The sequence below is a fragment of the Gluconobacter cadivus genome, assembly GCF_015244745.1.
Lineage (GTDB): Bacteria > Pseudomonadota > Alphaproteobacteria > Acetobacterales > Acetobacteraceae > Gluconobacter > Gluconobacter cadivus.
The window spans coordinates 1-23627 of the sequence record NZ_JABCQI010000004.1 but is presented as its reverse complement, the minus strand read 5'-3'; the positions used below and the strand labels follow the sequence as shown (position 1 = coordinate 23627).

Here is a 23627-nt window from a genome sequence, read left to right as displayed (position 1 = left end):
TGGTACTCTGAAAAACTGTTGAATCAGTATAGCCTGCGCCGGACAGTTAGGCCAGCGGTGGGCATGCGTCAGGCCGGAGATATGCTTCCATTCCTGACCGAAAAAAACTGGGCCCGCCCTTCGAGTGCTGCAAAAGGCGTGCGGTCCGTACCGGTAATCAGAACGGGGGCCTGCAGTTTCTCAAGACTGTCGAGAAGGGCGAAGCGGCGGGTTTCGTCCAGATGGACCAGAGGTTCATCCAGCAGGATGGCGGGAGCCTGCCCCCGTTCCTGTGTCATCAGCCGCGCATGGGATAGAATTGTGCCGGTCAGCATGACTTTCTGCTGACCGCTGCTGGAGAGTTCTGCAGGACGTCCCGTGGCGGTGTCCGAAAGGGTGAAATCGGCCCTGTGCGCCCCGATGGACGTGGCGGCGCGTTGCCGATCTTCAGCTCGGGCCTGCTGAAGACTGTTTCTGATCCAGTCTTCGACGTCCAGTGCGGGTTGAGATGTCAGGCGGTTCGAAACAGCGCAGTCCAGATGCAATGTGCTGGCAGAAAATCCATCATTCTCAAATGGATGTGCGTTCATACTCTCAACGAGTGCGAGGCGGGCTGCAGAGGCCGCAACTGCATGGCGGGCGATGGAATCTTCAATGGACGCGAGCCATGCTGTCTCGGTCGGGCGATCCGCCAGAACCCTGTTCCGACTGACAACCGAGCGGTCATGGGCGGCAATCTGGCGACCATGATCGGGAGAGAGCGCCATGACCAGCCGATCCAGAAAGCGCCGCCGACCGCTGGAGCCTTCTTGAAAAAGCCGATCCATCTGCGGGGTCAGCCAGACACAGGAAAATCTTTGGCCAATCGTGGCCTGAGAGCGAATATTTTCCCCATCGAGCCGGAATGTCCGGCGCTGTTTTTCGTTTAACTCACTCCCTGTTCCGATCCGGAATTCATCCAGACCGGACTGGAGCGTCGCCGCAACGCCCCACCGCGCGGCTCCCGTACGACACATAGCAGGGAGAGACGCGCCCCGTAATCCACGCCCGGGTGCCAGCAGCGAAACGGCTTCCAGCAGATTGGTCTTTCCGGACCCGTTCTCTCCCGTCAGGACCAGAATGGAGGCATCCGGGGTCCAGACGCTGTGGGTATAGTTCCGGAAATCCGTCAGCGCGAGCCGGGTCAGTTTCAATCGTGGCTCGTGTTCAGACCCGCATGGGCATCAGAACATACAGCGCCGAAGGCGACGCCGTGTCACGCACGATGGTGGGTGCGGAACTGTCGGAAAATGCGAATTCCACTTCCACGTCGATCTGATCGGTGATGTCCGTCAGATAACGCGCCTGAAAGCCGATTTCGATCGGTGCGGCATCGTAGGAGACGGCGTTTTCGTCCAGCTCCTCATGCGCCACGCCCTGATCGGGGCTGGTGGCGGACAGGTTCAGCATGTTCTGCGTGACCGACAGTTTGACCGGACGCGACCGTTCCTGGCTGATGGCCGCGACGCGACCCACAGCCGCTGCGAAATCACGTTTGCCGACGCGCAGGATGCGGTCATTGCCCTTCGGAATAACGCGCTCATATTCCGGGAAGGTTCCGTCGATCAGCTTGGAAGTCAGAAGGACTGGTCCGGCCTGAAACTGGATGCGTGTGTCGGACAGGGAGACTTCCAGATCGGCTGCTCCTTCATCCAGCAGCTTGCGCAGTTCGTTGACGGTCTTGCGCGGAATAATGACGCCCGGCATGCCGCGCGCGCCTTCGGGCAGATCCGTCTCAACACGCGCCAGACGATGGCCGTCCGTGGCGACGGCGCGCAGCATCGGGGTGGCCCCGTTTTCTGCGACGTGCAGATAGATGCCGTTCAGGTAATAGCGGGTCTCTTCGTTCGAAATGGCGAATTTGGTGCGGTCGATCAGACCACGCAGGGTTGCTGCGGGAAGCGAGAAACGATGCGGCAGATCTCCGGCGACCATAGCTGGGAAGTCGTCGACCGGAAGGACATTCAGGCTGGTGGCATAACGGCCCGCACGCAGGGCGAGCGGCGCTTCGCTGTCCTGATGATCGAACTCAAGGGTCACACCATCCGGCAGTTTACGGACAATTTCGAAAAGCACCGCGGCAGGCACCGTCGTGGAGCCGGACCGCTCACCCGTGGCGGGAACATCTTCGACGACGGCAATTTCCATATCCGTGGCCGTCAGGCGCAGAACATCGCCCTCAAAGCTCATCAGAACGTTGGCCAGAATGGGAATGGTATTCCGCTTTTCCGCAACGCCATGAATATGCGCCAGAGCCCGTTGCAGCAGGGTACGGTCAACCTTGAATTTCATTCCGGGCCTCGGGGAAGATCTTGAATTAATTGAGAGAACCTAGCAGACCCCCGCCCCTCGGGAAAGAGAGGGATCGGGGGCTGGTCGAGGTCAGCCTTCGAGCATCCGACGCAGCAGTTCCACGTCCTCGGCAAAAGACGCGTCCTGATCCATCAGCTCGGTGACGCGGTTGACGGCATGCATCACCGTCGTGTGGTCGCGGTTGCCGAATTTGCGCCCGATTTCTGGAAGCGAGCGGCTCGTCAACTGCTTGGCCAGATACATGGCCACCTGACGCGGACGCGCGACGGCGCGCGCACGGCGGGCAGAGGACATGTCTGTCAGGCGGATGTTCCAGTGCTCGGAAACCTTGCGCTGGATTTCCTCGATCGTGACGCGGCGATCGTGGGCTTTCAGCATGTCCTTGAGAACATCCTGCGTCGTATCGAGTGTCACCGGGCGGCCAACGAGATCGGCATGGGCGATCAGGCGATTGAGCGCTCCTTCAAGCTCACGGACGTTGGTCGTGATCTTGTGCGCGAGATATTCCAGAACCTTGGACGGAACATGCGTTCCCGACGCCTTGGCCTTGGCTTCTAAAATGGAAATGCGCAGCTCGAAGGTCGTGGCATGGATATCCGCGACCATGCCGCAGCCCAGACGGGTCCGCAGACGGTCTTCAAGCCCCGAAAGGTCAGATGGGCTCTTGTCGGCACTAACGATGATCTGGCGGCCAGCATCCACAAGAGCATTGAACGTATGGAAGAATTCTTCCTGCGTGTTGTCCTTGCCGATTAAAAACTGAAGATCGTCGATCATCAGCACGTCAACGGACCGGAGCTGTTCTTTGAACTCCATCGTGGACTGCGAACGGATCGCCGCGATGAAGCGGTACATGAACTTTTCCGCAGACATATAAGCCACGGAGACCTTGCCGGTGCGGGTTAGTTCCGTGCCGATGGCGTGCATCAGGTGCGTCTTGCCGAGGCCTACGCCGCCATACAGAAACAGCGGGTTAAAGCCGGGGCTTGATGGCTTTTCGGCCACACGACGCGCACAGGCATAGGCGAATTCGTTCGGCTTGCCGACGATGAAAGTGTCGAACGTGAAGCGCGGATCGAGAGGGACGGCCAGATCGCTCCGGCTCTCGGACACAGCGCTTTGCGGTGCAGTCTCACTTGAAAGACCTGTTGCATCGTCCGAGTCTTCTGCGTCGTCCGCCGGGACTTCGGGCAGCCCGCGCTTGACCTGAAGCTCCACGCCCTTGATGTCTTCGCGCTCAGTCCGCCAGAGCGTCTGAAGGCGCTCCTCGTACTGGCTGCGAACCCAGTCGCGGAGGAATCGCGTGGGCAGATAAAGAGTCAGTTCATCTTCGTCGAGTGGCCCCAGAACGATCTGCCGGAGCCACGTCCGGTATTCGACCTCGCCAACCTCACTCTTCAGTTTCTCACGAACGCGGACCCAGGCGGTCTCAAGCGGTGTCGTCGAACCGGGGGCGGAGGCGCTGGCGTCCAGATACTGAGCGTTTTCCACCATTGTACCCCCTTTCATATCCAGTCCCGCAGCACGCGGGCATCAGTTGTTGGTCCCTGCGCGCAGGGCGGTTGTGCTCTCGACAGAAAATCTGCATCAGGAACGCAGGAAAATCCCGGAGAGCCAGACATCCGATATTTTTTTGTCGAACGCTCAGGATAGGCGTCCGTTCTGCCCGAAGCAAGCTGGAACACGAACGGTTCAGCGGGATGTCATGGGGTGTTCCCCATAAGCAACCCAAGGTCAGACGCTCGGGGAAAGTTTCGGGATGCAGTCAAAAAAGAACGCGCTCCTTGAGGGGAGCGCGTTCTTCAGTTCCAACCCGAAGGTGAAGCTCAGGCGGTTGCCAGAGCCTTCACACGAGCGGACAGGCGGGACAGCTTGCGGCTGATCGTATTCTTTGCGATCACGCCCTTGCCTGCTGCGCGCTGCATTTCCGGCTGTGCAACCTTGAAGGCTTCCGCAGCAGCGGACTTGTCGCCGGACTGGATGGCGAGTTCGACCTTCTTGATGAACGTACGCATACGGGACATGCGGGCGACGTTGCGCTCACGGCGACGTTCATTCTGACGGATGCGCTTACGGGCAGAAGCTGTGTTTGCCATGGATCTTTCGGTTCACTTTGCGTTTTGGTCGCGTAAATGGTTGGCGCCCTCTACTCCCCTCTGGCGGGTCCCGTCAAGCGTTTTGCACATTTTACACAGGATGGGGGCATCTTTCCGCCCTCGCTTCCCTCCGCGGTTATTTCTGGCAGGTCGGGCAGAAGAACGTTGAACGTCCCGACTGCGTGATGCGCTGGATCGGACTGGCATCCCCGCAATTCGGACAGGGCGCTCCCTCGCGGCCATAGACAAGATGCAAGTCCTGAAAGCCGCCTTTGGTGCCGTCAGCCTGCACATAGTCGCGCAGGGACGACCCGCCGGACGCGATCGCCTGCTCCAGAATCTGTGGAATGGCCTCTGAAAGAGCCTGCGTCTCAACATTGGTCAGCGTGCAGGCCTGTCGTTCTGGATGAATGCCGCAGCGGAACAGGGCTTCGCAGACATAGATATTGCCAAGACCCGCAATCAGCTTCTGATCCAGCAAAGCGGATTTAACCGGTGTACGCCTGCCCCGAAACAGCTCTGCCAGTGCCTGTCCTGTCATGGTGGGAGAAAGAGGCTCCATGCCCAGATGCGCGAGAAGGCGATGATCCTCTTCTTCGCCTGTGCGGACAAGATCGACGCTACCAAAGCGTCGGGGATCGACAAGCCCTGCCCGCGCACCGCTGTCCGTCTCCAGAACCAGATGTTCGTGGGCTGGCGGAGTCGCATTCGTCCCTGCCCTGCCGATCGTGAGTCGGCCCGACATGCCCAGATGCAGCAGCATGCTCCAGCCGCCCTCAAGGCGCATGAGAATGTACTTTGCACGCCTGCGGAACGAGAGGACGCGCTGACCTTCGAGCTTCTCCCGCAGATCTGCGGGAAACGGCCATCGAAGATCGGGACGGTTGACGGAAACATGGCTGATTCGATGCCCTTCGAAGGCATCACGAAACCCGCGCATGACGGTTTCGACTTCTGGAAGCTCTGGCATGGCTGGCCTCAACGATATATCGATTGCCCCATGACCGATAGCGCAGAACACAACGCCTCGCCCTTCCAGTCCTCCGAACATGTCGAGGACACCATCGATTTCGGCTACCGCAATGTCCCGCGTGGCCAGAAAAAGACGATGGTCCGGGAGGTGTTCGAGAGCGTCGCCGGGAAATACGACATCATGAATGACGTGATGTCGCTGGGAATTCATCGCGTCTGGAAGCGCATTTTCGTTGGGATGCTCAACCCGCGCCCCAACATGAAGCTGCTGGATTTGGCAGGCGGTACGGGCGACATCACGTTCGGCTGGCTGCGTGCCGGTGGTGGCCCGGCCATCCTGTCCGACATCAATGCCGCCATGCTGTCCGTTGGGCGTGACCGCGCCATCAAGGCCGGGCTGATCGGCAAGATCGAGGTCTGTGTCGTGGACGCGGAAGCCATCCCTCTGCCCGACTGCTCCGTTGATCGCGTGACGATTGCCTTTGGCCTGCGCAACTGCACGGACAAGCTGGCAGTTCTTCGGGAGGCACGTCGTGTCCTCAAACCGGGCGGGCGTTTCTTCTGCCTTGAGTTCTCGCAAGTCGAGATTGCGGCCCTCGCACCGATTTACGATCTGTGGTCCTTTCAGGTTCTGCCCAAGATGGGGCAGATCATCGCCAAGGACTCCGAGAGCTACCAGTATCTCGCCGAGAGCATCCGCATGTTCCCCGATCAGGAAACGCTGGCCCAGATGATGCGTGATGCTGGACTGGAACAGGTCCAGTACCGCAATCTGTCGGGTGGTATTGCTGCCATCCATTCCGGCTGGCGTCTGTAAGACCATGCGCCGCGTCCTGCTGATCGTCTCGGGAGGGATCGCGGCGTTCCGGGCGCTCGAACTCGTGCGCCTGCTGCGGGCGGATGGTATTGCCGTCACGCCCGTCATGACCGAAGCAGCGAAGGCGTTCGTCACGCCGCTCAGCCTTGAAACGCTGGCGGGCGAGCGTGTTCACGACGCGCTCTTCGAACCCACGCAGGAAAGCGAAATCGGCCATATCGCCTTGGCCCGAAGCGCGGATCTGGTCGTGGTCTGCCCCGCCACGGCCAACATTATGGCGCGTATGGCTCATGGGTTGGCGGATGATCTGCCGACCACACTGCTTCTCGCGACCACGTCCCCCATTCTGCTGGCCCCGGCTATGAATGTACGGATGTGGGAGCACTCCGCCACACAGGCCAATCTGAAAATTCTGGAAGCACGCGGCGTTTCCGTGATCAGCCCTGATGTGGGCAGCATGGCCTGTGGCGAAGTCGGCGCCGGACGTCTGAGCGAACCTCCGGTGATCCGCGATGCGATTCTGCGTCTTCTGACGCCCGACCAGTCCCTCTCCGGACGTCACGTTCTGGTGACGGCAGGCCCAACGGTTGAGCCGCTCGATCCCGTGCGCTTCCTGTCAAACCATTCTTCGGGACGGCAGGGATATGCCATCGCGGCGACTCTGGCGAAGCGCGGCGCAACCGTCACGCTCGTTAGTGGCCCGGTTTCGATTCCTGTCCCCAAGGGCGTACACCGCATTCCGGTCCAGACCGCGCGCGAGATGCTCGCCGCCTGTGAAGCCGCGCTGCCAGCAGATGTCGCTATCTGTACAGCAGCCGTCAGTGACTGGCGGGCGAAAGACATCGCTCCCGGGAAGATCAAAAAGAACGGCGACGGCCCACCCACACTCGAACTGTTGGAAAACCCGGACATTCTGGCAACGCTCTGCCGCTCGCCTCAGCGTCCGCGCCTTGTGGTGGGGTTTGCAGCCGAGACGGACGATGTGCTGCAAAACGCGCAGGCCAAGCGTCTGCGTAAGGGATGTGACTGGCTGGTGGCCAATGATGTCCGTCATGGCGTGTTCGGTGCCATGCGCAATACGGTCAGCCTGATCGACGATCATGGTCTGCAAAGCTGGCCGGAAATGGACAAGACAGACGTTGCGGAACAGCTCGTTGAACGGATTGTCGCGTTCTTCGCAAACCCGCTTTCACAGGGCGCATAATCCGGGGTAAGACAGGGTCATGACGACAGACCTGATCGATGTGCGCATCACGCGCCTGCCTCATTCCGAGGGGCTTCCCCTCCCTGCCTACGCCACTGCCGGGGCCGCAGGATTCGATTTTCTGGCTGCTGTGGATGCGCCCCTGACGATCGCTCCGGGTGAGCGCGTCCTCGTGCCGACCGGGCTGTGCATCGCCCTGCCGCCTGCCTATGAGCTTCAGGTCCGTCCGCGCTCGGGTCTGGCGCTCAAGCACGGCATTACCCTGCCCAATTCGCCCGGCACCATCGACGAAGACTATCGCGGCGAACTTCGCATCATCGTCATGAACGCGGGCACCGAACCCTTTACGGTCGAGCGTGGTACCCGGATCGCACAAGGCGTTCTGGCCCCCGTTTCCCGTCTGCGGTGGGCGGAAGTCGAAACACTGGACGAGACCGCGCGGGGTCACAGCGGTTTTGGCAGCACCGGCCACTGATCTTGGCTTGCTGGCATGCAAAAAACACTTGAGACTTCCAGAGGTCTTTTTTTAACCTCTGGTTTCCATCAGGAACGAGGACAGCACGCACCATGACGGGCAGCCCGATGGCCATGCCCCTGCGGATCATGCATCGCTGGCGCCAGCGCATGAGCGGTGTCGAGCTTTCGATCCTGTTCTGTGCCACCGCAATCGCGCTCCTTGTGGTTCGGCACGCTCCGGCGGCTCCTGCCATATCGAGAGCATTGCCAAGTATCTCTGTCGGCGTCTGGAGCGCCGCAGTTCTGACCCTGCTGCATGTTGCTCTGTCGCTCATGACCGTTGTGGTCGTCTCCCTGCTCGTATCTGGAGCCGCATGTCAGTGGCCGCGTTTCAGAGCGTTCCTGATCCCCGCTCTCTCGGTTGCCCGAGCCGTTCCGGGTCTCGGCCTGATCGGGATCTGCGCGGCTGTCTTCCCTGCGTCCGTGACCATCGTTCTGGTTGCGGCTTCCAGCATGATCTGGCGGATCGTCACGGCTGTTCTGGATGCGGAAGACACGCTCCCACCCGCCCTCGACGAGGTAGCGACCGGCCTGCGGATGACGGGATGGCAGCGTTTCTGGCGATTGCAGATTCCTGTCGCGGTACCGCTGACGACCTTCAGGGCCATGCAGTCCATGCCGGCGTTCTGGGTCCGCCTTCTGGCCGCGGAAGGTCTGATGATGCTGATGAGCCATCGGACGAATGAAGGATGCGGCGCGGCAGTTCTTCACGCCATGCTGGATCACCACCCGCTCAGAATCGTCGAAATCTCGCTCGTCATTCTCCTGCTGATCCTTCTCGTCGATCAGGCCGTCATGCGTCCGGTTCTGGGTTGGGCGCAGCGTTACCGGCCGGAAGGCCCTCTGGAGGAGCGCCCTCGCCCCCAGTCCTGGCTGCTGACGGTGTGGCGGCGGACAAAGCCGATGCTCTGGTTCAGCGGAACACTGGGCGAGGCTCTCGCCTGGATCGGAAACTGGCGGATCGGGCGCCCCCGGAGCATTCTTCCCGAACAGGACGTGGCTTCCCGCGAGTTCCCCCGAGTGATCTTTCCGGTTCTTTCGCTGTTTGTGCTGGTTTACGCGATCTACCATGCTGGCTTACTGCCGCTTGTTCCATCGGATCTCGCCGAGAGTATCCTGACGCTGTCGCATGTCTGTGGAACGCTGGTCCTGTGCCTTCTGGTGTGGGTCCCCTTGGGTCTGCTCATCAGCGAAAGCAGGGCCTCCCTGCGCAACGTCTGCCGAAATGCTGTCGCGGCCTGCGGACTGTTTCCGGCTGTCCTGCTCTATCCGCTGTGTCGGGAACTGGGCCTCAATTCCGCGATCGTGCTGCTTTTTCTGGGCGCACACTGGCTGGTCGGGATTGTAGTGATGGATGCGGCAAAGGCCATTCCTTCAGGGCTGCGACAGGTCGCAACCGGCCTGAGACTGCGAGGTTTCCTCCTGTGGCGCAGACTGCTTCTACCCGCCATCGCCCCCGAACTCTGCGGCGGCCTGCTGACGGCTGTGGTTCCGGTCTGGAATGCCGTGATGGTGGCAGAGGCTTTCGTGCCGTCCGATAGCGGTCTGGGCGCCACCCTTCTGTCCGAAGTGCTCGGCGGGGCCTTGGGCGCGCAGATCCTTGCCCTGATGCTGCTGACGCTGCTGTCCATGCTGCTCGACCGTCTGATCTTGCAACCTCTCGCCGTGAATGCGGCCCAAAAATATACCCTCTGAACCTCAGGCTGAAATTCCAGATCCATGAAATCCCTCCTGTCCCTTCGCGAATGTCGCCAGACCTATCTCAAGGAGAGCAGCACGGATCTGGTCGTGCTCGATCACATCAGCTTCGATGTGAGAACGGGAGAAATCCTCGGCCTTCTCGGACGTTCCGGATCCGGGAAATCCTCCCTGCTGCGGATCATGGCCGGACTGACGCCGCCGGTGTCGGGAGAGGTGCTCTGGCAGGACACGCCCGTGACCGGCCCGCTGGATGGCGTGGCGACCGTCTTTCAGTCCGGTGCGCTCTTTCCCTGGCTGACGCTGCGGCAGAATGTGGCTCTTGGTCTGGAAATGCGCCGTCTGCCGCGGGCAGAACGCGAAGCCATGACGGATGCTGCCATCGCGGTCATGGGGCTTGAAGGCTACGAAAACGCCTATCCGAAAGAACTGTCCGACGCCCTCAGCCAGCGCGTTTCTTTCGCTCGCGCACTGGCGCTTCAGCCGTCGCTGCTGCTGCTGGATGAACCGTTCTCGGCGCTGGACATGCTGAGTGCGGAAAACCTCCGTACCGATCTGATCGAGCTGTGGGACGAAAAGCGCCTGCCCCTCAAGGCCATGCTTCTGGCGACGCACGGGATTGAGGAAGCTGTCCTGATGTGCGACCGCATCCTCATTTTCTCCTCCAGCCCCGGCCGCGTTACGCACGAAATTGCGGTGCCCTTTCCCCATCCCCGTAACCGTGAGGACGAGGATTTCCGCCGCTTCGTGGATCAGATCTACACGCTCATGACCCGCCGTGCTCCGATCGTGTCTGAAGCGGAGCTGGTTCAGTCAAATTCCGGCTCAAGTGAAAGCCTGCCACCCTTCTCCATCGTCCTGCCCGATCTCGCCGTGGAGGTTCTGGTCGGGCTGATGGAAGTCCTGCAAAGCGAACCGCTGTCAGGCCGTGCGGATCTGCCGGAACTGGCGCAGCGGCTTCAGATGACGCTCGATGACCTGCTGCCGCTCGGAGAGTCTCTTCAGCTTCTGGATCTGGCGGAACTGGAAGATGGCGACATCCTGCTTACGCCAGATGGTCAGGCCTTTGTCGAAGGCGATTCCGACACCCGCAAGGACCTGATGCGGACTGCATTGCTCCATCACCTGCCCCTGCTCCGCTCCATCCGCGGCACGCTGGATGAGCGATCCAGTCATGTCGTGGATGCCGCGCGTTTCCGCAAAGCGATGGAAGAGAGCATGTCACCTGATTACGCACGCCAGACTCTCACGACTGCGATCGGCTGGGCCCGCTATGCCGAACTCTTCGACTATGACGAAGAGTCCGACCGCTTCCATCTGGAAAACGAGGAGTAAACCTCAGGCACAGCAGACGCGCTTGTCCGCAATCGCCTGCGTGAAGGCTTTCCAGTCCTTTTCGCTCTGATCGGCGTAACGAACCGCAAAATCGGCGATGGCGGAGGCAAAGGACTGGCCTTTCCCCAGATAACCCGCCAGCAGCGAAAGATCGGCCGATCGGCCATGCGACCGTCCGAGCGTGCGTCCACATAACGCCGCATATTCGGGCAGAAGAGCGTTTTCGATTTTCTCGCCAATCATGGCCAGACGCACGTCCTTGGTCTGACGGACATAGAAGTCCCGACCCCCGCCAGCTTTGCGGCCCGTCTGGGACGTTGTATGTTTGCCAGTAGTCTGGGTCCAGCCCAGAAATGTGTCCGAACTGGCCTGCATGATCCGCTGTCCCGTCACGACGCGCTCCCCGTGATTGGGAAGGTCCACAGCGCCCTGAAAGGGCTCAAGCACGGATGTCTGGGCTTCCTTGATCTGAAGGATCAGCGGTTCATGATCCGCTGTGGTGAAGAGTCCGAGCGCACAGAACGTTCCGACGCTGCCAATCCCCACAACCTTGAACAGCACGTCCTGCAGTGCATAGCGTTCCAGCACGATCCTGCGCTCGGGCGGTAGATCGCTGACATAGCGCGCAAAGGCGCCACGAACGATATCGTTATGCTGCGGCAGGCGCGTGACGAAGGGCGGGTGGTCCTTCAGACGTACCGAGGACTTGGGGTCGATCATCCCGAAATGACCGGAAATAGCGCCAAGTTGCGACTGGATTTTCTCCATCATGCCCGTACGCGTCGTATTGTCCTTGATGCCGTCTATGACGGCCCGCAGATCAATCCGCACATTCCAGGCCTGAAGCGGCGTCAATTCCGACAGGCGCGCAATTTCTTCGACATACTGCCGGACGGCGGAAACGGCCAGACGGCGACAGTGCTTTTCAGACAAGGACGCCTCGCGCCCGGCCAGTACAAGGCTGGTTGCCAGACGTTTGAGATCCCACTCGAATGTCGCTGGTGCCGTCTCGTCGAAATCATTGATATCGAAAACGGGCAGCCCTTCCGGAGACGGGTAGCAGCCGAAATTATCGAGATGGCAGTCCCCGCAGGATTGAACACGGATCCCGGTCGCGGGTGTGAAGGACAGGTCCGAGGCCATAATGGCCGCGGCACCACGCAGGAATGCGAAGGGCGACGCTTTCATGCGCTGATGGCGGATGGGAAGCAGGTCCGCAATCCGGCTCTTTCCCTGCTCCAGGAGAATTCCGATCGGATCGGGCCGTGTGGCTGGAGGCGTCCAGAGAGCGTGGCTGCTGCGCTTGACGGTTTTGCGGAGTGCCACGCCCGCTGCGTAGCGGGCCTGACGGGTACGGAGCGTGGGAAAGGCGGGAGTTTCTGTCATGGTTTGTCACGTTATCCGAAAAATGCGCCATGACAAAGCGCCTCGCGCCTGTCAGTCCGGCTGTTTGAGACGGTCCCGATAGAGCTTGCGCGCCTTGGCAACCTTGGGCGCCACGGCGGCTGCACAATAGGCGGTCTGCGGGTTGCGGGCGAAATAATCGTGATGCTTTTCCTCAGCGGGCCAGAAATGGACCGGGCCTTCAATGGAGGTGACGATCGGCTCCGGCCACAGACCCTCCGCCGTAATTTCATCCAGAACTTTGCTGGCAGTGTCCTGCTGGGCGGCATCGCCAAAAATAACGGACCGATACTGCGTGCCGATATCGTTGCCCTGACGGTTGAGCTGTGTGGGATCGTGCGTCGTGAAGAACACGCGGAGTACGTCCTCCAACCCGATTTCAGCCGGATCGAACACGACTTTCACAACTTCGGCATGGCCTGTTCGGCCTGTGCAGACGTCTTCATAGCTCGGGTTTTCAACACTGCCGCCAGCGTAGCCCGGCTCAGCCGAAATGATGCCGCGCAGGCCCGTAAAGACGGCCTCGACGCACCAGAAGCAGCCTGCGCCAAGGAGAATGGAGGACAGGCTGGAAGACGGGGTCGTCATGATGATGCTCCGTTAAAAGGACAGCCTCCCCATATGGGGAGGCCGAACCTGTCTGACGAGTTCACTGAATGAATTACGGTGCTGCCGTGACGACCGGGAGCCAGACGGCGCTGGCATGGTCGCCGCCCCGGTGGATGGTCTGCGTGGCCGCACGGTAGTCCGGTGCCTTGGCGTCGAAGATGTTCGGCACGAAGGTCTGGGGATTACGGTCATAGAGCGGGAACCAGCTCGACTGGATCTGGATCATGATCCGGTGCCCTTTGAGGAACACATGGTTCATGGCCGGAAGCGTGAAGTGGTATTCCTGCACCTGTCCCGCCGGAATGGCGGAAGGATGGGCAAAGTTCTGCCGGTAGCGACCCCGGAAAATATCCATGGACATCGGCAGTTCATACCCGCCCATTTTGGGGTTGTCCGGCGTATGGCCGGGCTGGACGTCGATAATCTTCACGACCCAGTCCGCATCCGTCCCGGTGGTCGAAGCGAACAGATCTGCCGTCGGCACGCCCGAAACCCGGACGGGAGCATCAAGAACGGGGGTCTCATAGGTCAGGACATCCGGGCGGCTTTCGGCAAAGCGCTGATCCGACACAAGCCAGGGTTTCCAGCGCGGATCGCCGTCCATCATGTAAGGACGCTCGACAAACGGCACCGGATGCGCCGGATCGGCCACATAGCTGTCCGTTCCGGGCAAGGTGCGCTTGAACGCAAGACCATGATCCGGCTGGAGGTACAGGCGCTCGCCCTTCTGCATGCACGACGTGCCGCAGTCGCTCAGCCAGTTGCGGAAGTGGTCCCAGTGATTCTCGCCGGTATTGTAGATAATGGCTTCGTCCAGATGCGGATCGGGCGCGTCTTTCAGATAGTGATCGAAGAACGGACGCATGACAGTGGCCCGATACCACAGCGCCGTATCGCCATTGAAATGCAGCGGGCCGAGCGTGGAGCCATCATAATTCACGCCGCTATGACGCCACGGCCCCATAACGAGAATGTTCGGAACCTGCGTGTGGTGCGCCTTGAGGTTCATCCAGGAATGGATCGCGCCCCACATGTCTTCCTGATCCCAAAGCCCCTGTTCCCAGATGGTCGGAACCTTGAGCGGCTTTTTCACGATGAGCTGATCCAGCGCCTGATCCTGCCAGAACGCGTCGTAAGCCGGATGCGCTTTTGTGCGGCGCCACCAGGGGAACTGGTCCAACCCGGCTTTCGTCGCGAAATTGCCGGTGGAAACATCCGCAAGGAACGTCGTGTAGTCGTCCGCATCAGGGCGGTCGATCGAAACGCCGGAGCCTGCGGCTGCCATCTGTCCGGCAAAATAATCCAGACTGGGCTGGCGGAATGCGCCGTAATGGAACCAGTCATCGCCCATCCAGCCATCCACCATCGGGCTTTCCGGAGAGGCAACCTTCAGGGCCGGATGCGGATCCAGCAGCGCCATGACGACCGTCCAGCCCTCATAGGACGACCCGGTCATGCCAACGCGGCCATTCCCCTGCGGCACATTCTTGACCAGCCAGTCGATCGTATCCCACGCATCAGTCGTGTCATCCGTCTTCGTCGGGTTCAGCGGACCAATCGGGGGCCGCGTCATGACGTAGTCGCCCTGTGAGCCGTATTTGCCGCGAATATCCTGAAAAATGCGGATATAGCCCCCATCCACGAACACGTCGTCTCCCTGCGGCAGGAGCGCGCGCATGGTTTTCGCATCCGCATCGCGGCTGGCGCGCTCGCTGGCATTGTAGGGCGTGCGCGTCAGAAGCATCGGCGCATTTTTGGCGTTTTTGGGAATGACGATGACGGTATGGAGCTTGATCCCGTCGCGCATCGGAATCATGACGTCGCGCTTGATGTAGTCGCGATCGACCGGTGGCATGCTGACATGGGCAGGAATATCGCTGCCAGTCTGGATCATGTCCGGTGTGACCGGCAGGCTGGAAGTGGGTTCGGCGGCCTGCGCTGCATACAGACAGGTTACGGCCAGAGCTGTGCCGAGGCTCAGAAAATGACGTCTCACAAAGGGCTCCTGATCTTTGTTCCGAGTTTGGACCGGACGGAGACTTTCGGGCAAGAGCAGCACGCACCGGTTTTCATATCTTTCCTGCACTGGCTTCCGCGCGTTTGATTCGCTATGGATCAGGGCCTTATTCCGTCATGAAAGTTTGTTCCATGCCTGCCTATCGCTCCCGCACCACCACTCACGGCCGCAACATGGCGGGCGCCCGTGCGCTCTGGCGGGCAACGGGTATGAAGGATGGCGATTTCGGCAAACCCATTATCGCCATTGCCAATTCCTTTACGCAGTTCGTCCCCGGCCATGTCCATCTGAAAGATATGGGCAGCCTGGTGGCGTCTGCGATTGAGGAAGTCGGCGGAATTGCCAAGGAATTCAACACGATCGCAGTCGATGACGGCATCGCAATGGGTCATGGCGGAATGCTGTATTCCCTGCCTTCGCGTGAGCTGATCGCGGATTCCGTGGAATACATGGTCAACGCCCATTGCGCGGATGCCATCGTCTGCATCAGCAACTGCGACAAGATCACGCCGGGCATGCTGATGGCGTCCATGCGTCTGAACATCCCTGTCGTGTTCGTCTCAGGCGGTCCGATGGAAGCCGGCAAGATCAACGGCCCGGGTGTGACGCGCAAGCTGGACCTTGTTGATTCGATGGTCGCTGCGGCCGATCCGGAAGTCTCAGACAGCGAATCAGAGCAGATCGAACGCTCGGCGTGCCCGACCTGCGGCTCGTGCTCGGGCATGTTCACCGCCAACTCCATGAACTGCCTGACGGAAGCTCTGGGCCTGTCTCTGCCCGGTAACGGCTCCCTGCTCGCCACGCACAGCGACCGCCGCGAACTCTTCCTGAGCGCCGGGCGTCTTGTCGTGGAACTGGCGCGCCGCTGGTACGAACAGGACGACGCCTCCGCCCTGCCCCGCAGCATTGCCACGCGTGCAGCTTTCGAGAACGCCATGACGCTCGATATCGCCATGGGCGGTTCGACCAACACGGTTTTGCATCTTCTGGCCGCCGCCAGCGAAGGCGGCGTTGACTTCCATATGCACGATATCGACCGCCTGTCGCGTCGTGTGCCCAATCTGTGCAAGGTCGCCCCGGCCAAGAACGACGTTCATATGGAGGACGTCCATCGCGCAGGCGGCATTCCCGCCATTCTGGGTGAGCTGGACCGCGCGGGCCTGATCGATACGAGCGTCCCGACCGTCCATGCGCCCACGCTCGGTGATGCGATGAAAAAGTGGGACATTCTGAACGGGGATGCGCAAGCCGCCCATCTGTTCAAGGCCGCTCCTGGAAACGTCCGGACCGTCCACGCCTTTTCGCAGTCCAGCCGCTATCACGAACTGGATCAGGACCGTGAAGCCGGTGTTCTGCGCGACAAGGAACATGCCTTCTCGCAGGATGGCGGTCTGGCCGTGCTCTACGGTAACCTCGCCGAAGACGGTGCCATCGTCAAAACAGCCGGTGTCGAAGCCAGCATCCTGACCTTCACGGGAACGGCGCGCGTCTTCGAAAGTCAGGATGATGCTGTGGCCGCCATCCTTGGCAACCGCATCGTGGCCGGAGACGTCGTGGTCATCCGCTATGAAGGCCCCAAGGGTGGCCCCGGCATGCAGGAAATGCTCTATCCAACCAGCTATCTGAAATCCAAAGGTCTGGGCAAGGTCTGCGCGCTCATCACGGATGGCCGTTTCTCAGGCGGAAGCTCGGGTCTGTCCATTGGCCACATGTCCCCCGAAGCCGCTGAAGGTGGCCTGATCGGACTGGTCGAGGACGGCGATCGCATCGAGATCGACATCCCCAATCGCGGCCTGCATCTCGCCGTTTCGGATGCCGACATCGCCGATCGGCGGGAGCGGATGAATGCGCGCGGCGCAGATGCGTGGACGCCCAACCGGGAGCGTGTGGTCTCGAAAGCCCTTCAGGCTTATGCCGCCATGACCACAAGCGCAGCCCATGGCGCCGTCCGCGATCTGTCTCAGATCATCGTGAAGACGCGGACCTGATCGCACTTTCCACGGCGTCCTGCAATTCGGCGGACGCCAGCATTTTGGCGGAAGCATGCCCTGTTGCCGGGACAAGCGTAATCGTCCAGCCAAACGGAACATTGAGCTTGTCGGCCTGTTCCCGGGCCTGCGCATAGGCCCACTGCCCCCGCTCAAGACGATTGCGCCCCTGTTCCGCCGCTGCGGCCAGATGTTCAGTCGCCGAAGAGGTTTCCGTATCCTCAGCGCCCAGAATGACGGCAATATTGCTTGAAAGATAACGCCGCAGATCTGGCAGGCTGGCCGCTTCGGGCCAGTTGCGAAAGCCGTACGGAACAGCAGTATTCGTCTCCGGTTCGACATAGGTGGAGGGATTCATGATGATCGTCATGACCTCTTCCCCCGGGGCATAAGCCGCAACCCGTTCCAGATACTGTGCCCCTGCGGAATGCCCGACCAGAATAATTGGCACATGTCGCTCATTGGAAACGTTGCGGGCCCACTGTTCCAGCGGTCTCATATACAGGGCGGCGGGAACCATACTCTGTGGTGAGACCGGAAACCCCCCGCGTTGATATTGCTGGACGGGAAAACGGGATATGGAAAAATAAGGTGCGAACACCAGACTGCATTCATGTCTGGCCAACGGAATGGTGTCGTCACGATATGTCGCGCTGTTCCGCTCTTTTCCTGCCAGAACGATCAGGATGGCCCGGATCTGGCAGGACGCAGGCCGAAAGACCGAAACATCGAGATGCTCGCCCGCTATGACGGCATTCTCGAGGCTGCGGCCTTCCGGCAGTGCCTGGGCTGCCGCCATTCCCGCCACAAAAGCAAGAGTGACCGCGCCAAGACAGGCTGAGGTTTTTAAGTCAGGCAAGGCGCCCCAGAGCCGCTTTGAGGCGATCCAGATCGCTCTGGAATGACGTCAGACGGTCCCGATTTTCTTCCACGACCTCCGGTTTGGCGCGGGCGATGAAGTCCGCATTATCCAGCTTGCGTGTCACTTTGAGAATTTCGCCCTCGATCCGGGTCGCTTCCTTGGCGAGACGTGCCCGCTCTGCGTCCAGATCAATCAGCCCTTCGAGCGGAATGAAAACAGTGGCCTCGTCCAGAACGATCTGTGCCGCGTTACGGGGCGCATCCTCTCCCACAACGCCAACTTCTGAAATCCGTGCCATCCGGCCAATGGCTTCCGCCCATGTCTGGGCACGACCCAGATTTTCCGCAGTCGCATCCCGCAGTAGAAGCGGTGCTTTCTGCGAAGGCGGAATGTTCATTTCCGAACGCACGGTCCGCACATCACCAATCAGACGAATAACCCAGTCCAGTTCCGAACGGGCCGCATCTGCCTGCTCAACCTGCATAGGTTCCGGCCAGCGGCTGTCTTCAAAAGCCCCCGCATAGCCCAGTTCCTTCCACAGTGTGGCTGTCACGAACGGAATAACCGGCTGCATCAGGCGCAGGATCAGCCCTAAAACATGCGCGCTAACGGCCCGTAGCTCAATGGTTTCTGCGTTCTCCGCAGCAAAGACGGGTTTCGAGAATTCCACGAACCAGTCACAGAACCGGCTCCAGACGAAACGGTAGCAGCAGTTGGCATATTCATCGAAACGATAGGCCGAAAGCGCCCTTCCGGCTTCAGCCACGGCATCATTGGCTTCCGTCAGGATCCAGCGCCCAAGCGCACTCTTGACGTTGGCCGGATCAAAGCCTTCCGTCGGTGTCGCCCCGTTCATTTCAAGGAAGCGCGCGGCATTCCAGAGTTTGGTAATGAATGCGCGATGTTCCTCAACCCGCTTGCGGCCGAGCTTAATATCCCGGCCCGGTCCTGTCCCCGCACAGATCGCAAGGCGCGTCGCATCCGCTCCGAACTCGGCAACAAGATCCAGCGGGTCCAGACCATTCCCTTTGGACTTGGACATTTTCTGCCCTTTTTCGTCCCGAACCAGCCCATGAATCAGGACAGTCCGGAACGGAACATCGTCCATGAAGTGCAGACCCATCATCATCATCCGGGCTACCCAGAAGAAAATGATGTCAAAGCCTGTGACGAGCACACTGGTCGGATAATAGCGCGCCAGTTCTTCCGTTTTGTCCGGCCAGCCGAGCGTGGTGAATGGCCAGAGCGCGGAACTGAACCAAGTGTCCAGAACGTCTTCATCCTGTGAGAGCTTCACGCCTTCACCGGCTTGAGCCTGAGCTTCCTGCTCATTTTCAGCAACGTAAACCTTACCGTCTGAGCCGTACCAGGCCGGGATGCGGTGCCCCCACCAAAGCTGACGGCTAATGCACCAAGGCTGGATATCGCGCATCCAGGCATGGAACGTGTTTTCCCACTGGCGTGGTTCGAAGGCGATCTTTCCACTTTCGACGGCTTCAACCGCAGGACCGGAGAGCGTCTTGGCATCGCAGTACCACTGGAGCGTCAGGCGCGGTTCGACAATGGCTCCGCCACGTTCTGCATGGGGAACCTGAAGCTTGTGCGGCTCGATTTTTTCCAGCCATTCAAGGCGTTCAAGTTCGGCGACGACCTGTTTGCGGCCTTCTTCACGGCTCAGGCCATTCAGGGTTTCGACGAATGCGACTGAAGCCAGTCCGTCAATATCCTGCAATTCAGGCCGGATTTCTTCGATCCAGAGGCAGGCTGTTTCATCGAGAACTGTAGGGGCCGGCAGATCGTGACGTTTGCCGACTTCGAAATCGTTGAAGTCATGGGCGGGTGTGATCTTGACGGCACCCGTGCCTTTTTCCGGATCGGAATGCAGATCGGCAACAACGGGAATGCGACGTCCCGTCAGCGGCAAAATCACCGTTTTCCCGATCATGTCGGCATAACGTTCATCGTCTGGATGAACGGCAACCGCCACATCGCCCAGCATGGTTTCCGGGCGCGTTGTGGCGACAGTGATCGTTCGGCCGTCTTCCAGCGGATAGCGAATGTACCACATTGACGCTTTGGTCTCGTGGTTCTCTACTTCCAGATCCGATATGGCAGATCGGAATTTCGGGTCCCAGTTGACCAACCGTCGGTCGCGGTAGATCAACCCTTCCTTGTAGAGGGTGACGAAAACCTTACGGACCGCGCGTGACAGTCCTTCATCCATTGTGAAGCGTTCACGCTCCCAGTCCGCAGATGCGCCGAGTTTGCGAAGCTGCTGGACGATGGTGCCACCGTATTCATGCTTCCAGTCCCAGACCCGTTCGAGAAAACCTTCGCGTCCCAGAGCGGTCCTGCTGGTGCCTTCTTTGTCCAAGGCGCGCTCGACAACCATCTGCGTCGCAATTCCGGCATGGTCTGTTCCCGGTTGCCAGAGGACGTTGAAGCCTTCCTGACGCTTCCAGCGGATCAGCATGTCCTGAAGGACGAAGTTTAGCGAATGACCGAGGTGAAGCGTTCCCGTGACGTTTGGTGGAGGAAACATGATCGAAAAAGGCTCACCGGGTCTGTCGGGGTGAGCCCGGAAAGCGCCGCTTTTCTCCCACGCATCGTAGAGGGCGTTTTCATGGTCGGCGGGGACGAAGCTTTTTTCGAGCATGGTTATCCAGGACAGTCAGTACAGCAGGCGGAAGAATGCTCTTCCACCGCCCTTCTTACTCCCGTGGACGCAGACGGGCAATTTCTGCACGGACAAGAATTTCAACCAGTGACGGCAGGTGTGCGTCCAGCCATGTCCGGACCATGCTGCGCACTTCACTGCGAACCATGTCTTCAATGGTCAGACCGCTTCCTCGGCTAATGACAGTATCGGAGGCGAGAGGAGTCGTTCCGCTGAACGCTGCATGCAGTTCGTCGAGAGAGCGCTCTGCCGCAGCGACTGTCTGGGCATTCATGAGATCGTTCTTGCTCTGCTCGGCATCCGCGGGAGGAATGGTCTTCACGTCAGAGGATGGCGAAGCTGTCGAAGACGGCACCGCAGTTACAGCGGGCGCTGGCGGCGCGACCATCATGGAGCTGTCGAGCGTGAGTTCTTCTTCCTGTGCTGGCACGCTTTGCGTTTCCTCGGTTGTCGCAGCCGGAGCGGGATCGTCGTGAAGAATGCGCCGGATGGAAGTCAGAACGTCCGTCATCCCTTCGCCGTCATGGGTGTCGTGCTGGTTCAAATCAGAAGAAGTCATGGATTTCGGATATTCCGTTTTGCTTGAAATTATCGGCCGGGCTGGTTGATCGCGTAGTCGCTCATGCCCCAGAGCTTGTTCTTAACGGCGTTGTAATAGGCTTTTTCATCGTAAAGCGGGACGCCCAGCTTGAGATCTACCGCTGTCAGGCGTCCGATCGAAGCAGCGACAGCGTATGAAGACGTCACGAGGTTCGAAAGATGCTGAACGAGCGTTCTCTGGGATTGGAGCAGGGTTTGCTGCTGCTGAAGAACCGCAAGAGTGGTGCTCGTTCCGACGAGAGCCTGCCGCTCGACGCCATCCAGCGCGATGACGTTTGCCGAAATGGCCATGCGATCACTGGAAATGGACTGTTTGTAAGCTACCATCTGCTGCCAGCTTGATGCTGCTTTCTGAAGAGCGGCTCTGCGCTGCACGTCAACTTCCCGATGAGCAGCCTGGGCATCCTGACGAGCCCCTCGGATCGAGGCGTATTCCGATCCGCCCTGGTAAAGAGGAACGGAAAATTCGATCTCGCCGAACTTGTTGTCCTGAAGAGAGTCGCCATAGGCCTGATTGACGGAACGTTGATAGTTCAGGCTTGCGGATACCTTCGGCATGATCTGGGAAATCTGGACAGAGACGTTGTCCTTGCGCTGCGCCTCGGTGAAGAGTGCATTTACAACCTGAGGATTGTTCTGGACTGCGACGCCAACGGCTTCCTGCTCGCTGTGTACGGGCAGGTTAAGTGGCTGGGGGGCTTCCAGATTTGGAGATGCTGCAATCCCAACAGCCTGAAGGTATGTTGCTTGAGCACTTTGAAGCGTTCCTTCGGCCTGCTGTCGTTCGGCTGTGGCGCTTGCGAGAGCAGCCTGTGCCTGTGCAACATCTGTTCGAGTGATTTCACCGACGTGAAAACGCTCCTGAGTTGCCTCGACCTGCTGTTGCAGAACATGCTCGTTGTTGATCGCGATCTGCAGCAGCTGTTCGTCTTCAATAATGCCCACATAGGCTTCGACGACATTGGTAAAGACGTCCTGCTCTGTCTGGATCAGATGAGCGCGCTCAGCCATGATCTGGTTTGTTGCAGCGTGAACGCCGGCGACAGTTTTTCCGCCCTGATAAAGCGGCTGGGTGATGGTGACGGTCCCTGTGTAGCCGGGTGTCTGGTAGCGTCGAGAACTGCCGAGATATCCGCCGCTTGAAGCGTAATTTGTGCTTCCGTCATAATAAGTCAGATTCATGCCCGTCTGAACGGTCGGACGCCAACCTGCGAGTGCAGTTGGAACCTGTTCGTCAGTTGCTCGCAGATGCGCTCGTTCTTCGCGAAGTGTCGGGTTGGTCAGGTAAGCTGTTGAAAGCGCTTCTTGCAGGGTATGTGGAATGAAATTCGGTGAGCCGCTGCCATCGTATTTTTGTGCAAGAGCAGTTCCGCTCAGGAGAAGCGACAGTAGACCAAGCCCGAGCGGGGCCGTCAGTTTCGTCGCGCCATTGCATCCTGAAGTCATGAGAATTCCTGCTCTTGAAGTCTGCATTATATCACAGCGTTATGTGAATCAGTCCTTAATAGCCTGTTCGAAGGCAGAAGAAAAATCCTTCTGCAGATCAATTATCGGTCTTGACCCGTCAGGCTCTAAGAGGGATATAGCGCCTGTCTCCGTCGAGGTCCGGTGGCAGAATGGTGATGTAGCGGACTGCAAATCCGCGTATGTGGGTTCGATTCCCGCCCGGACCTCCAGAGACACTTCCAGCACAAACAAATGCTTAACCTCTAGCTGGTTTTCAGCTTCAAGGTAGAACATTCGCCTCTGCCAGCCTTAGGACCGGCATTTTGCGCAGACTATGCCCTGAGAGAGCGGGCAGTGACTCTGTGACCAATCCTTCGTGGGGTTATCAAGCGAGTCGTCATCTGTCGACGCGGCCGATGAACGGCTATGTTGGAACAAGGCGACCGTGCGGGGTCATTGGGTCGAACTGGATGTCCTGAAAAACCCGACGTGCCTGCGAGCGTAACATCTTCTTTGGCCTCGCCAATCCTCTGCAGCTGAAGAACAGGGACCGTCTCATGACCCGGAATTTTACACGGGCCCGAAAAATCGTCATCTCCAGATGGCGCCCACCCTTGCTGAGCAACGTGGCTGGGGTCCCGACAATACGACTGTTTCCGCTGCTTCTTGCGGGGTCACTGCTTGCTGCTTCCCAGGCCTTTGCCCAGAGCATGCCAACATGGAAAATTTACACCCAGACGGAAAACCTTCGGAACCTCGCGCCTTCCACAGAAAACGATAACTCGGTTGCGTTCTGGCTGGGGAAGAAAGCAGACACTCAGAATGGCCGCCTGCAAAACCCGGTTATCAATCAGCGCGTCCTGACGACCGGACCACTGCAGATGTCCGATATCGACACGAATTATGTGTTGGGGACCAGGCTTTGCAGCCCGTCACCTGTGGCCGGGCTGATGACCACCACGACCAATATTCAGGGCCTTCTCAAAACCTCGAATTTCCCCAAACTCGCCGATACACGCAGTGTGGCCTACTGGCTCAATTCAGGGGCCGCGACC

Annotated in this window: 18 protein-coding genes, 1 tRNA gene and 1 pseudogene; 8 read left to right on the top strand and 12 right to left on the bottom strand. The window is 59.5% G+C overall.

All coding sequences use genetic code 11. The annotated features are described in order from the left end of the window. Positions 1 to 68: 68 nt before the first annotated feature. From recF to mutM, 5 genes are all read right to left on the bottom strand, one after another. Entirely contained in the window at positions 69 to 1172 is a 1104-nt protein-coding gene (gene recF / locus HKD28_RS06950) for a DNA replication/repair protein RecF (protein ID WP_194267709.1), read from the bottom strand. A 13-nt stretch (positions 1173 to 1185) separates the two neighbouring features. After that, positions 1186 to 2310, bottom strand: coding sequence for a DNA polymerase III subunit beta (gene dnaN / locus HKD28_RS06945; protein ID WP_194267708.1), 1125 nt, complete (start codon positions 2308 to 2310; stop codon positions 1186 to 1188). A 90-nt stretch (positions 2311 to 2400) separates the two neighbouring features. Continuing rightward, on the bottom strand, positions 2401 to 3822 hold the full coding sequence (gene dnaA, locus HKD28_RS06940) for a chromosomal replication initiator protein DnaA (protein WP_194262204.1): 1422 nt from the start codon (positions 3820 to 3822) through the stop codon (positions 2401 to 2403). A 335-nt stretch (positions 3823 to 4157) separates the two neighbouring features. Continuing rightward, positions 4158 to 4427: a 30S ribosomal protein S20 gene (rpsT, locus tag HKD28_RS06935; RefSeq protein WP_062031354.1), complete on the bottom strand. Its 270-nt coding sequence runs from the start codon at positions 4425 to 4427 to the stop codon at positions 4158 to 4160. Positions 4428 to 4563: 136 nt separating this feature from the next. After that, positions 4564 to 5397 carry a bifunctional DNA-formamidopyrimidine glycosylase/DNA-(apurinic or apyrimidinic site) lyase gene (mutM, locus tag HKD28_RS06930; RefSeq protein ID WP_194267707.1) on the bottom strand — a complete coding sequence of 278 codons (834 nt, stop codon included), beginning with the start codon at positions 5395 to 5397 and terminating at the stop codon, positions 4564 to 4566. A 30-nt stretch (positions 5398 to 5427) separates the two neighbouring features. On the opposite strand from mutM, the gene HKD28_RS06925 reads away from it, so the two are divergent. From HKD28_RS06925 to HKD28_RS06905, 5 genes are all read left to right on the top strand, one after another. Next, positions 5428 to 6216, top strand: coding sequence for a class I SAM-dependent methyltransferase (locus tag HKD28_RS06925; RefSeq protein WP_099286381.1), 789 nt, complete (start codon positions 5428 to 5430; stop codon positions 6214 to 6216). Between the two features lie 4 nt (positions 6217 to 6220). Continuing rightward, positions 6221 to 7420, top strand: a complete 1200-nt coding sequence (gene coaBC, locus HKD28_RS06920) for a bifunctional phosphopantothenoylcysteine decarboxylase/phosphopantothenate--cysteine ligase CoaBC (protein ID WP_194267706.1) — start codon at positions 6221 to 6223, stop codon at positions 7418 to 7420. Positions 7421 to 7439: 19 nt separating this feature from the next. Further along, positions 7440 to 7895, top strand: coding sequence for a dUTP diphosphatase (gene dut / locus HKD28_RS06915; protein ID WP_194267705.1), 456 nt, complete (start codon positions 7440 to 7442; stop codon positions 7893 to 7895). Between the two features lie 92 nt (positions 7896 to 7987). Further along, positions 7988 to 9631: an ABC transporter permease subunit gene (locus tag HKD28_RS06910; RefSeq protein ID WP_194267704.1), complete on the top strand. Its 1644-nt coding sequence runs from the start codon at positions 7988 to 7990 to the stop codon at positions 9629 to 9631. 24 nt (positions 9632 to 9655) lie between these two features. Continuing rightward, complete coding sequence (locus HKD28_RS06905) at positions 9656 to 10969, top strand: ABC transporter ATP-binding protein (protein WP_194267703.1); 1314 nt, start codon at positions 9656 to 9658, stop codon at positions 10967 to 10969. A gap of 3 nt (positions 10970 to 10972) precedes the next feature. Here HKD28_RS06905 and HKD28_RS06900 read toward each other — a convergent pair whose 3' ends face one another. The 3 genes from HKD28_RS06900 to HKD28_RS06890 form a co-directional block, all read right to left on the bottom strand. After that, positions 10973 to 12355 (bottom strand): DUF2252 domain-containing protein, encoded by a 1383-nt coding sequence (locus HKD28_RS06900; RefSeq protein WP_194267702.1) that lies wholly within the window; start codon positions 12353 to 12355, stop codon positions 10973 to 10975. A 51-nt stretch (positions 12356 to 12406) separates the two neighbouring features. After that, complete coding sequence (msrA, locus tag HKD28_RS06895; RefSeq protein ID WP_194267701.1) at positions 12407 to 12961, bottom strand: peptide-methionine (S)-S-oxide reductase MsrA; 555 nt, start codon at positions 12959 to 12961, stop codon at positions 12407 to 12409. Positions 12962 to 13034: 73 nt separating this feature from the next. Beyond that, positions 13035 to 14978, bottom strand: a complete 1944-nt coding sequence (locus HKD28_RS06890; protein ID WP_194267700.1) for a CocE/NonD family hydrolase — start codon at positions 14976 to 14978, stop codon at positions 13035 to 13037. A gap of 152 nt (positions 14979 to 15130) precedes the next feature. On the opposite strand from HKD28_RS06890, the gene ilvD reads away from it, so the two are divergent. Next, positions 15131 to 16987, top strand: a complete 1857-nt coding sequence (gene ilvD / locus HKD28_RS06885; RefSeq protein ID WP_194267699.1) for a dihydroxy-acid dehydratase — start codon at positions 15131 to 15133, stop codon at positions 16985 to 16987. Here the strand turns inward: ilvD and HKD28_RS06880 are convergent. The 4 genes from HKD28_RS06880 to HKD28_RS06865 are packed head-to-tail and all read right to left on the bottom strand — an operon-like array spanning position 16965 to position 22572. Beyond that, entirely contained in the window at positions 16965 to 17846 is an 882-nt protein-coding gene (locus tag HKD28_RS06880; protein ID WP_194267698.1) for a hypothetical protein, read from the bottom strand. The genes ilvD and HKD28_RS06880 overlap by 23 nt on opposite strands. Then, a complete protein-coding gene (locus tag HKD28_RS06875) occupies positions 17839 to 20505 on the bottom strand; it encodes a valine--tRNA ligase (protein WP_194267697.1) in 2667 nt (888 codons plus the stop codon). The genes HKD28_RS06880 and HKD28_RS06875 overlap by 8 nt, the downstream gene beginning before the upstream one ends. A 55-nt stretch (positions 20506 to 20560) precedes the next feature. Next, complete coding sequence (locus HKD28_RS06870; protein ID WP_194267696.1) at positions 20561 to 21085, bottom strand: DUF2497 domain-containing protein; 525 nt, start codon at positions 21083 to 21085, stop codon at positions 20561 to 20563. Positions 21086 to 21114: 29 nt separating this feature from the next. After that, entirely contained in the window at positions 21115 to 22572 is a 1458-nt protein-coding gene (locus HKD28_RS06865; RefSeq protein ID WP_194262009.1) for a TolC family outer membrane protein, read from the bottom strand. 156 nt (positions 22573 to 22728) lie between these two features. Here HKD28_RS06865 and HKD28_RS06860 point away from each other — a divergent pair. After that, positions 22729 to 22802: transfer RNA gene (locus HKD28_RS06860), tRNA-Cys, on the top strand. A gap of 327 nt (positions 22803 to 23129) precedes the next feature. Further along, positions 23130 to 23627, top strand: a pseudogene (locus tag HKD28_RS06855) (hypothetical protein); the annotation flags it as partial.